The sequence below is a fragment of the Micromonospora sp. KLBMP9576 genome, assembly GCF_050941805.1.
Classification (GTDB): Bacteria; Actinomycetota; Actinomycetes; order Mycobacteriales; family Micromonosporaceae; genus Micromonospora.
On sequence record NZ_CP194567.1, the window covers coordinates 3,017,987 to 3,029,250 of the forward strand.

At 72.1% G+C, this 11,264-nt stretch carries 6 protein-coding genes; 1 reads left to right on the forward strand and 5 read right to left on the reverse strand.

From position 1 onward, the window contains the following. Complete coding sequence (locus tag ACQ452_RS13510; protein ID WP_433393649.1) at positions 1–4,236, reverse strand: DNA/RNA non-specific endonuclease; 4,236 nt, start codon at positions 4,234–4,236, stop codon at positions 1–3. Positions 4,237–4,836: 600 nt separating this feature from the next. Here ACQ452_RS13510 and ACQ452_RS13515 point away from each other — a divergent pair. Further along, positions 4,837–5,430 carry a UvrD-helicase domain-containing protein gene (locus tag ACQ452_RS13515; RefSeq protein WP_433393650.1) on the forward strand — a complete coding sequence of 198 codons (594 nt, stop codon included), beginning with the start codon at positions 4,837–4,839 and terminating at the stop codon, positions 5,428–5,430. A 68-nt stretch (positions 5,431–5,498) separates the two neighbouring features. Here ACQ452_RS13515 and ACQ452_RS13520 read toward each other — a convergent pair whose 3' ends face one another. The 4 genes from ACQ452_RS13520 to ACQ452_RS13535 all read right to left on the reverse strand — a co-directional run bounded on the left by ACQ452_RS13520 (position 5,499) and on the right by ACQ452_RS13535 (position 11,111). Beyond that, the gene (locus ACQ452_RS13520; protein ID WP_433393652.1) at positions 5,499–6,158 is read right to left on the reverse strand and encodes a response regulator; all 660 of its coding nucleotides are present in this window, start codon (positions 6,156–6,158) and stop codon (positions 5,499–5,501) included. Next, positions 6,155–7,309, reverse strand: a complete 1,155-nt coding sequence (locus ACQ452_RS13525) for a sensor histidine kinase (RefSeq protein WP_433393654.1) — start codon at positions 7,307–7,309, stop codon at positions 6,155–6,157. The genes ACQ452_RS13520 and ACQ452_RS13525 overlap by 4 nt, the downstream gene beginning before the upstream one ends. Next, positions 7,309–8,145: a lysostaphin resistance A-like protein gene (locus ACQ452_RS13530; RefSeq protein WP_433393656.1), complete on the reverse strand. Its 837-nt coding sequence runs from the start codon at positions 8,143–8,145 to the stop codon at positions 7,309–7,311. Before ACQ452_RS13530 ends, ACQ452_RS13525 begins: the two co-directional genes overlap by 1 nt. 152 nt (positions 8,146–8,297) lie before the next feature. Beyond that, positions 8,298–11,111: a M14 family zinc carboxypeptidase gene (locus ACQ452_RS13535; protein WP_433393657.1), complete on the reverse strand. Its 2,814-nt coding sequence runs from the start codon at positions 11,109–11,111 to the stop codon at positions 8,298–8,300. Positions 11,112–11,264 lie beyond the last annotated feature (153 nt).

Sequence of the window (11,264 nt, forward strand, 5' to 3'; positions counted from 1 at the left end):
TCAGCATTTCTTGGCCAACCCCGGTTGGTTTGGGATGAACTTGTTGAAGAGCATGGTGCCGTCGCTCGTGTATCCGATCATCTGGATCCCGGACGGGATCAGCGCGGAGCCTGAAGGGTAACTGAGCTCACCGGTGTAGATGACCGTCTTACCGTTCGCGAGTTGTTTGGCCATGGCTGTCTCGCACCTCTTCATCGCGCTGGTGTTCATCTGCCGATATCCCGTGAAGAGGTTGTCCGTGGCGCCCTTGCCGTGGAACCGCTCGCCGAGGATGTGCGAACGATCGTAGGTGTGCAGACCGTCGGGAGCGGTGGGATTCGGGCTCGGGAAGCCGACGACAGGCACTCTCGAGATGTCCTCCTTGACCACCGGCGACGGCTTGAGGTCCTGCGGGCAGATGGTGGCCCTGACCCCTGTCGGGCGGCCATTGACCATGGGCAGGTAGTTGAAACGCGTCGTGCGGGGCGCGCCGCACACGCAGCTGCTGTTGAGCTGTCGGCCGCCCTGGGGGGACCGCCTGGTGAGGTCCTCGTCGCACGTGTCGGGGAAGTCGTTCTTGCACTTCTTCCGCGGTCCTGTGGCGGCGGCCTTCACGCCGTCCCCGGCAGCCTGTGCGCCGGTGACCTCGCCCACGAGATCGCCGACGATGTCCTTGATCAGGCCCTTCTTGCAGCTGTCGAGCTTCTTGGTGACGTTGCGGATGACCTTGCGGGCCTTCTTGACCGCGTCCCAGAACGCCTTGACCGACATCGTGGCCTTGTAGAGAAGCTTCAGCGCCTTGAACGCTCGGACGGGGCCGAGCTGCTCGGCGACCAGGATGAGACAGGAAAGGATCTTGCCGCTGAAGCACGCCCTGATGTCGTCGACGTTGAAGAACTCGCCGATCAGCTGGGGTCCGTACTGGACGAGGAACTGTGACACCTCGCCCCGGGACACGGCGATGAACGGCTCGATCGTCGCGAACTGCTCGGCGGTCAGGTAGTCCTGGAGATCGGCCAGCAGCTCGGGCGTGAGGTCGAACCCGGCGTCGAGGTCGGCGTTCTCCGCCGCCCGGATCTCTGCCTCGAGTCGCGCCGCCTCCGCCTCCGCCTCGTCGGCGTACTGGTTCGCCTTCTCGGCGTCCTTCGCCGCCTCCGCGGCGTACTGCTCGGAGTACCTTGCTGCCCGGTCCGCCTCATCGGCGTGCGCCTGCGCCTGGCGGGCGGACTCCTGGGCGGCGTCGGCGTCGCGCTGGGCCTGGTCGGCCAGCTGGCGCGCCAGGGTGCTGAGCCGCTCGGCCTCGGCCGCGCTCAACCCGGCGATGTTGGCGTCCTCGGTGGCGCGGTTCGCCGCGGTCCGGGCGTCGAGGGAATCCCTTCTGGCCTGGGCGTCGGCGTTACGGGCACTCGCTGCCGCGGCCCGAGCCAGGCGCGCCTGCTCCTTGGCCCGCAGCGCGGCCCGCTTCGCCCGGGCATTGTCCTGGGCTGCCGCGGCGGCGTGATCGGCCGCCCGTGCGGCGGCGAGATATGCCTCCCTGACATCCTCCTGAGCTTCCTCCGCCGCCTGCCCGGCGCGTACGGCCGCATCTCTGGCCTCGGCGGCCCGCGCCTCCGCCGCCCTCGCCTGCTCCTCGCTGATCTGCACGGCGAGGTCGGCCACCTCCCGGGCGAAATCGGCGTTCACGTCGGTGGCGGTGAACGGCGCGAGCAACTCGACAGCTTGCGAGGCCGGAATCAACGCGGCCGTGGCCGCCGACCGCGCGGCAGCCGCGGAGCGGTAGGCGTTCTCCGACTGCACCGTGGCCGACGCGGCCTCGTTGGTGGCAGCCGTGGCCTCGCCCGAGGAGCGGTCCGCCGCCCACAGGCTCTTGACCGCCGCGGTCGCCGCACCCCGCGCCGCTCGATCGGCCGCCTCCACCGCACGGGCCGCCTTGACCTCCTCGGCCGTCGCCGCAGCGGCCAGCTTCCGGGCGGCCTGGGCCGCCTGGTGCGTCTTCGCCGCCTCGGCCTCGGCGGCACTGGCCGCCCGGCGGGACGCCGAAGCAGCCGCCTCCGCCTTCTGCGCCGCTTCCCAGGCCCGGGCCGCGGCGCGTTCCGTTTCGGTGGCTGCCGCGTCCGCCCTCGACGCCGCAACCGTGGCGTCGTCGGCGTTGGTCTTCGCACTGTTCGCGTCCTGCTGCGCCTTCGTGGCAGCCGCCCTGGCCTCGCGGGCGGCTGCCGCGGCTTCCTCCTTGTCCTGCCCTGCGGGCAGCGCCGCCGCGGCGGCCTCGGCGGCCTTCGCCTGGGCCAGCAGCAGATCACGCTTCTCCGCCGCGTCGAACGCCGCGTCGCGCAGCCTCCGGGCACTCTCGGCACGGGTCGTGGAGTTGTCGCGGGCCGTCTCGGCCCGCGATTCGGCGGCCACGGCGCGGTCGCGCTCCGCCTTGGCGTTCGTCTCGTCAACCTTGGCCAGGCCACGCTTGCGACTGGCCTCGGCGGCCTGCGCCTGCGTCGTGGCGTAGTGCGCCTCGGCGTTCTGCCGCTCGGCCTCGGCGATCTCGCGCTGGTTCGCGGCGATGTCCGCCTGACGCTGGGCCTCCACGCGGTGCTCCGCGGTCTTGCGGGCGTGCTCCCAGGCCTCGGCCGTCTTCGCCTCCGTGGCCCTGCGGTGGGTCTCCGCCCGCTCCGCGGCGCGGTCGGCGGCGTCAGCCTCCTTCTTCGCCACGGCGGCGAGCTTCTCGGCGGCATCACGCTGCTGGATCGCCTGCTGCTTCCACTTCGCCGCCTGGTCGGCACGCTTCTGCGCCTCGTCGGCGTGACCGATGGCCTTGTGCGTGGCGATGGTCGCGTCGATGGCGTGCACGGCGCTCTGGGTGGCCTGGTACGCGGCCTCGGCCGACAGGGCCAGGCCCTGGGCCATGTCGGCCCACTCGGCACCGTAGGGCAGCCCGGCCTCGTTGATCAGGACATTCGCGGCCTCCCGCGCGCGCGTCGCGGCGGTCGCGGCCTCGGTGGCGAAGTTGCGGGCATCGGTCAGGTGGACCGTCGCCGCGGCCTTCACGGCCTCCAGCTCCTGCAGGGAGCCGTTCGCCTCCAGGATCTGCGCCGCCCGGCGGCCGTTGATCGCGCCACTGGTCATCGAGTTCGCCGACTGCTTCAAGGCCTTCAGGCCGGCACCGTGCGCCTGGATCAGCCGCACCCGCGCCTCGTTCGCCTTACGCGAGCGCACCGCGAGATCGGAGGCTTCCTCGATCGCCCGCAGCTCCGCCTCCTGGGCGGCGATCAGCTCCTCGCGCAACTCCGCATCGATCTCACCGGCGATCAGCAGGCCGATCTCCAGGAACGCCGCGATCGCCGCGTCACCGCCGGCCAGGGCCTCGATCGCGTCGGCGTGCACCGTGGGGTGCTCGACGCTGTTCGTCGAGTCGACGATCAGCTGCACCCGGGCCCGCAGCTCCGCGGCCCGAGCCGCCTGCCGCTGCACCAGTTCCGCGTCGCGCTCGCGGGAGATCTGCGCCCCGTAGGCCTTGAATGCCTGCCGGTCCCGTGGCTTCGCCGTCGAGGCGAGCACCCGCTCGACCTCGGCGTTGAACACCGGGCCACCGGTGCCCCGCAACGCCGTGATCTCCGCGATCAGTGCCTGGTCTGCCCGGAGCCGGCGCTGCTCCGCCTGCCGGACGGCCTGTGTGTAACCGCCGTTCGGGGCCAGGAACGCCGCGATCGCCGCGTCACCGCCGGCCAGGGCCGCCGCGGCCGCCGTGCGCACCTCCGGATCGGCGTGCGCTTCGGCGTACCAGCACATCAACTGGTACGTGACGTCGTCGGTCGCCCCGGCACGCGTCGTCCTCGGCGCGAACGTCGGATACGTGAACAGATCCTCGAGCGAGAGCCCGGGCTTGGTGACCGCAGGCCCCGGCGAGGGGGACGGCGTAGGCGGTGCGGCGATCGCCCCGTACGGTGTCAGCCCCGCGAGCAGAGCCACCGTCATCGTCATGACGACGAGTCGGCGTAGATGTCGGATCAGCAAAGCGACTCCAGTCCTTTGTTTCATCGGACCCCCGTCTGGTCCCTCAGCAACGTGGTGCCGGCCGATCCAGCTGCCTGGAACGGCCATGCAGACAGAGCGCGGCCGCACACGAGGCGGCCTGCCCACCGTCAGGGTGATCGGTGCGGCGCGGGTTGAACGACCAGCGCACGATGCGCGGGCCAGTGATCCCTCGATGCTCCGGAGGCGGCCAGCAACAGGCGGAATACCGGTCCACCCGGCATCCTCCGGCATACGACTACGCGCCTGTCCATCGATGGATGAGACGCGCGGCAGGCACCACTATGGACGTCGTGAGATCGACATGGGTGCCCGCCCGAGGGGTCTGTCGGTTACCCGACAGAAGGGTCGACGTCCGCCCGGGCCTGCCGTGGCAGCAGCGCGGGGCGGGCGGCTCCTGGCGCCCTCCGGCGTACAGGACGAACGGCCCGCCGGTCACGCCGCTCCAGGCGGCTGCTTGGGGATTCCGCGCCCCACGAGCCCGTCGGTTCGCCGCTGGGTATCGTGCCGGTCCGTGTGGGCGGCGTAATCTGGGCCCACAGGTCGCCCGAGACAGGTGTCGGCCAGGGTCGTCGCACTGCGGCCGGAAGGTGCTGGCGTGGGATGCCCGGGTCCGTCATCCGAGCAGATCCGTGACGATGACCTCGATATCCGAGGCCGCCGGCTGCCGGGCGAGTTCGGCTCGGAGTCGGCGGCGCATCGTCACGAAGTTCATGCCTTCGTGGAAGCTGAGCCCGGCGACAGCCTGGCGTTGCTCACGGCCGAGTTCCGCGAGCCGTTGATGCGTCGCGTTCCCGGGCGTCGTGCAACGGGATCGGGAGGTTCCAGAGCTGCTTGTCGACATCGCGTTCGTCCAGCGTCCACGGCTACGACCACGTGGTCGTGGACGAGGCCCAGGACCTGCACCCCGCGCAGTGGCGGGTGCTGCGTGCCGTGGTGGCGCCCGGCCCCGACGACCTGTTCATCACCGGAGACCCGCACCAGCGGATCTACGACTCCAAGGTGTCCCTCAGCGCCCTCGGTATTTCCGTCGGAGGGCGCGGTAGCCGGCTGCGGATCAACTACCGCAGCACCGAGGAGATCCTTTCCTGGTCCACCGGCGTGCTCGTCGGAGCGCGGGTCGAGAACCACGGCGGTGAGGGGGAGGACAGCCTCACCGGCTACCGGTCGCTGCTGCACGGCAAGCGGCCACACACGCAGGGCCGTCCGACACCGCAGGCCGAGATCGCGGCGCTCGTCGGGCGGGTGGGGGAGTGGCGGGAACAGGGCGTCCAGCCCAGCGAGATCGCCGTCTGCGCACGGTTCAACACCATGCTCGGCAACGTGCAGGACGAACTGGACAGGGCCGGTATCCCCGCCGTGCGGGTCCGGGACCAGCCGAGGGGAGTCGACCAGCTGCCGTTCGCCTCGGACGACCAGCCGGCGTGACATCCGTACCGCCTGACTACCGAACGTGGATGCCCGACCGGCACCCCTACGGCCTTCGGACGCCCCGCTCAGGTCACCAGGCCCGCGCGGTACGCGTAGACCACCGCCTGCACGCGGTCGCGCAGGTCGAGCTTGGTGAGGATGCGCGACACGTACGTCTTGACGGTCTCCTGGCTGATCACCAGGTTCGCGGCGATCTCGCTGTTGGACAGGCCGTCGGCGATGAGGCGCAGCACCTCCAGCTCGCGCGGGGTCAGCCCCACGTCGGCCGGCGTGCCCTCGGCGGGACGGATCCGCGCCGCGTACCTGCCGATGAGCTGCCGGGTCACCTCGGGTGCCAGCAGCGCGGCACCGCTGGCGACGGTGCGGATGCCGTGCAGCAGTTGGGCCGGCGGGGCGTCCTTGAGCAGGAACCCGCTCGCTCCGGCGCGCAGCGCCTCGTAGACGTACTCGTCGAGGTTGAACGTCGTTACCACGAGCACCTTGACGGGGTGCGTCACCCCGGCGCCGGCCAGCAGGCGGGTCGCCTTGATGCCGTCGAGCACCGGCATCCGGACGTCCATCACGACCACGTCCGGGTGCAGCCGGCCGGCGAGGTCGACGGCGGCGCGCCCGTCCCCGCACTCGCCCACCACCTCCAGGTCGGGCTGGGCGCCGATGATCGTGGCGAAGCCGGTGCGGATCAGGGCCTGGTCGTCGCAGACCAGCACCCGGATCGGCGCGGTCACGACGGGCTTCCGGTGGGGATGCGGGCCCGCACGACGAAGCCGCCGCCCGACCGGCGTTCCGCGCGGAACTCGCCGCCGAGCACGCCGACCCGTTCGCGGAGCCCGGCGAGGCCGCGCCCGCTCCCGCCGGGAGCCGTGGCGTACGGGCCCGCGTCGTCGGTGCCGACCTCCACCGTGATCTCCCTTTCGCCGTGCCGCACGTGCACGCTGGTGCGGCTGCCGTGGGCGTACCTGAGGGCGTTGGTCAGCGCCTCCTGCACGATCCGGTAGGCGGCGAGTTCGGCGCCGCCGGTCGTCCCGGCCGGCGTGCCCTCCTCGGTGAACTCCACCGGCTGCCCGGCCTGCCGGGTCTGCGCCACGAGGGCGCGCAACTCGCCGACGGACGGCGTACGCGGTTCGGCGTCATGGTCGGGGTTGATCAGGTCGAGCAGGTGCCGCAGGTCGGTGACGGCCCGCCGGCCGGTGTCGGTGATGGCGGTCAGGGTCACCTCGAGGCGTTCGGGGGCGGCGGTCAGATAGCGCGCGGCCTCGGCCTGCACGACCATCGCCGTCACATGATGGGTCACGACGTCGTGCAGTTCGCTGGCGATGCGGGTGCGTTCGGCGGCGCGGGCGGTCACGGCGACGTGGTGGCGGCGCTCGGCCTCGGCGGCGCGGGACTGCCGCAGCCAGGCCCCGATGCCCCAGGCGAGGGTCAGCGCCAGGTAGAACGTGACGAACCCGGTCACGCCCTCGGGCGAGCCCTGCCGGTCGAGGGCGACGGCCAGCGCCACGTACGCGACGGAGGCCAGGACGACGCTGGTACGCCGGCGACGTTCCACGTGCGCCCCCGCGCTCACCAGCGCGATGGCCAACGCGGCGCCCGCCACCGTGTGGTAGGCGCGGAGCTGGTCGATCGCGAAGCCGAGCGACACCAGGGCGAGGGAGAGCGCCGGCCAGCGCCGGCGGATGGCGAGCGGAAGGCACTCCAGGGCGATCGCGACCATGGCCAGCGCGTCGAACGGACGCCCGGGCAGGTCGCCGAGTTGCGTACCGTGGTTGTGCAGCGCCGGGACCGCCGAGGCGAGGGCGACCAACAGCGCCAACGGGAGATCCCGGACCGTGACGGGCCAGCGCCGCCACGAGTCCGGGAGCGTCCGAAGGTCGATCATCAGGAAACCGTAGCGGTCGCCGGCTCGACGCCGGCCGCGCGGCGGCGACGCGGGACGAGGTGACCACGGCGGTGGGCCAGCCACATGAACACCAGGGTCAGCACCACACCCGCCGTCACCGTGTAGAGGCTGCCCTCCGGTCCGAAGTCCCCGCCGCTGATCAGGGCCGGGCCCGACGTCGTGGCGTCCAGCAGCCCCGTCGACTCGCCGTTGCCGGAGACCACGACGCTGAAGATGCCGCCCGCGGCGAAGTTCCAGCCGAAGTGCAGGCCGATCGGCACCCACAGGTTGCGGGTGGCGGCGTAGCAGGCGGCGAGCATGAAGCCGGCCTCGATCGCGATGGCGACCGCGCCCCACAGGCTGGCGTCCGGGTTGAGCAGGTGCATCAGGCCGAACACGACGCCGGTCAGCACCAGCGCGATCCAGGTGCCCAGGCGTTCCTCGACGACGCGGAACAGGACGCCGCGGAAGATCAGCTCCTCGGTCGTGGCGGTGGCGGCCATGAACCCGCACAGGGCCACCGCGCCCGACACCGAACCCAGACCGTTGACGTGGTAGCCGCCGAGGAAGGCGATGTTGACGATCACTGCCGCGAACATGCCGAACCCGATCAGCACCCCCCGGGCGGTTCGGGCCCCGGCCCCGGCCCGGGCCAGCTCCGTGACCTCGCGGCGCTCGGTGCGCCGCACCACCCACGCGTAGACACCGAGCGCGGCCACCGCCGTCAGCACACCCACGGCCAGGGTGAGCCAGGTGTCGCCCGCCACCGCGGCGAGGCCCTGACTGCCGACGAAGGTGACCGCCACGACGGCCACGAGCTGCTTCAACAGACGCACGACGACTCCTTCAACGAGGTCCGCGGCTGGAGCGCAGCGGCCACGTCAAACGCTATGGAGTCGCCGGTCAGGAAACGTCACCGTGCGGTGGACACCTGCGGGTAGCTCGCACGGGGGACACGCAGCGCACCCGTCGCTGCGTGCCCCGCCGGTCAGCCCACCACCGAGCGCAGCGGGATCCGCTCGGCCCGCAGGGCCCGCACCAGGTCGCCGAGGAACGGGTGCTCGTCGACCTGGAGACCGCCGGGGTTCGGGATCACCAGGTGGGCCGAGCCGCCCGCGACGGAGATCCGGGCGGTGCCGGTGAACCGGCCGACGACCGCCCGGGTGCGGGGTAGGTCGGCGGCGGCCACCTCGATGGTGATCGGTCGCCACTCGCCGCCGAGGTTCTCCGCCGCACCGGCGGCTGCCGCGGCGGCGCGGGCCGGGTCGACGCCGCTGGCGCGGCGCGCCCCGCCGTCACCCGGGTGCAGCAGCGCGTTGGCGACCAGGTGCAGGCCGCTCTCGTTGTACGCCCGGAAGAGCGGGTTGAACGCGAACAGCACCGCCCGCCCGGCGCCGGTCGGCTCGTCCACCAACGCGACCGTCCCCCTGAGGGCGTCGGCGCCGACGGTGTAGCCGTTGGCCCAGAAGGTGCTGCCGCTCGGATACCGGAGCACGTTCGTGCCGGTGCTGCTGGGGCTCAGGATCGGGTCGTTGTTGTTGAACTCGAAGTCCTCCGCCGGGCGGCCCGACGCGACCGGGCTGTCGGCGTCCACGTCGACGCGCAGGTGCGAGCCGATGACCGTGTACCCGCTGGGTTTCGGCTTCTCGGTGGTGGAGGTGAGGCCGGCGGCGCGGGCCAGCCGGGTGCCCTCGTTGCGCAGCCCGAGGTAGGTGTTGCCCTCGGCGACCCAGGCGCGCAGGTTGGCCTGCCCGGCGGCGGTGAGCCCACCGGTCGGGTTGCTGCCGTCGGGGACGAGGAGCGCGCTGCGGCCGGTGAAGGCCGGCGTGTTGTCGTTGATGTCGGCGGTGGTCACCGGCGTCAGGTCGAGGCCCCACCGCTTGCCGAGCACGTACCGCGCCTCCCCGTGGGATCCGGCGGTGGTGGAGATGCCGGTGCCCTGGAACAGCCCGACGTCCGGGCGGACCAGCGGCGTGCCGGCGGCGGCCGTGCGGCGCGGGGTAAGCGTGACGCCGAGTCTCCGGGCCGCCCGGTCCACCTCGGGGGTCAGGGCGCGGGCGGGGAACCCGACCGCTGCGGTGTCCAGGTCGCGGACGAGCCCGGCGCCCCGACCCAGCAGGGCGAAGGTGAACTCGGCGGCTGCGGCGGAGTCCAGTTCGTAGGTGTAGGAACCCCACCTCGGCGCGGTCGAGGCGCGGCCACCGCCGATGTCCTCGGCGCGCTCGACGAGGCGGGCGCGGGGCCGCACGCCTACGCCGGTCCAGACGGCGTTCAGCCCCATCAGCAGCGGATTGCTCCAGGACGAGACGTCGTAGAAGTACGGGAACGGCACGTACGGGTCCTCGCCCATGATCGCCTGGATCCAGTGCTTCTGCGGCTGGTCCATCGGAATCCAGTAGGAGCCCACGGGCACGGTCAGGCCGGTGGCGCTGCGCCCGCCGAAGACGCGGGCGGTGGGCAGCCTCAGCGGCCTGGTGACCTCGTACACCTCGACGTCCATGCGGCGCAGCCGCTCGACCAGCCGGCGGGCGTCGGCGAGCTGCCGGTCCGGCAGCAGGAAGTACGACCGGACGCTCTGCTGCGGCACCGGAAACTGGACGGTGTTGTCCGGCTGGACCACCTCGTTCGGCTCCAGCGCCCCGGCCCGCCCCTCGGCGAGGGCGTCTCTCCAGATCGTGAAGTAGCCGTTGAGCACCTCGCGCCGGTGCGCCGCGGCCCAGCCGAGGGTCGCCCACTGCGTGTGGAACTGCTGCTGGACCCGGTCGGCCACGGCCGACGCGCTGCCCTTCTCGAAGGTCATCCCGGCGGCGCCGAAGCCGGCGGCCGGCACCGTGTCGCCGTAGCCCATGAAGAACAGGTCGTAGGTCGAGTAGTTGAAGTAACACTCGGTGGTGACGGCGTCGCCGCAGGCGCCGTTGAACCCGAACCCCGCCTTGTTGGCCTCGCCGATCCGGTTGATCCAGTCGACGGCCTCCCCGGGGATCTCGTGGTGGATCGGGTCGGCGTTGGGCGGGAAGAAGTATTGCCGGCCGCCCATCTCGTGGGCGTCGACGAAGACCTGCGGCGGGTACCGCCGCATCAGCTCGACCTTGCCGTCGGTCTCCTGCTGGGTGCGGGCGAACCAGTCCCGGTTGAGGTCGAAGCCGTACTCGTTCTGCCGCCGGGTGGCGTCGCGGCCGTCCGGGTTCTGCGTCGGCACGATGACCGTGACCAGGTTGTCGTTGCGCCGCGCGACCTCGCAGGACAGCCCGGCGGCCAGCTCGTACAGGGTCTTCAGGGCGGCGTCGGCGCCGCTCTTCTCCCCACCGTGGACGTTGGCGGTGATCCAGACGATCGCCGGCGTCTCCGCGACGATCCCGCCGGCCGCCCGCTGGCTGGTCCGGCGCGGGTCCCGCAGCGAGCGGACGTCGTCGGCGATGCGCCGCAGGGTGCCGCGCCGGACGTTGTCGTCGGCGGAGACGACCGCGTACGGCAGGGGCTGGCCGAGCACGCTGGTGCCCATACTGCCGGTGACCACCCGGTCCGAGGCGGCGTCCACGGCACCGAGGTAGCCGCGCACCTCGTCGTTGGTGACCACCCGTTCCTGCCCGGCGCCGAGCGGGAAACCGAGGAAGCTCTGCGGGCTCGGCACCGACGCCAGCCGGGCGGTCGGGTCGGCGCTGCACGACGGTACGCGGGGTGCGGCCCCGACGGACGGGCCGGTCAACAGCAGCGGCGTCGTCGCGGCCAGCAGGACGAGCGCGGCGGCGCCCGCCAGCCGCCTCGGGGAAACTGCCCTGGATCGGCGCCCTGATCGTCGCATGTGTGCCCTGTTTTCCGCTCCGGGAAGTGAACCAGCGTGCTCCGAGCCTAGGACCAGGGATTTCCGGCCGTCAATATGTGGCGGCAGTCCGGGGAATCGCCCTGGTTGGAGTGCTGGAATCCGACACCTGCCAGGCTTCCTGTCAGAGTGACA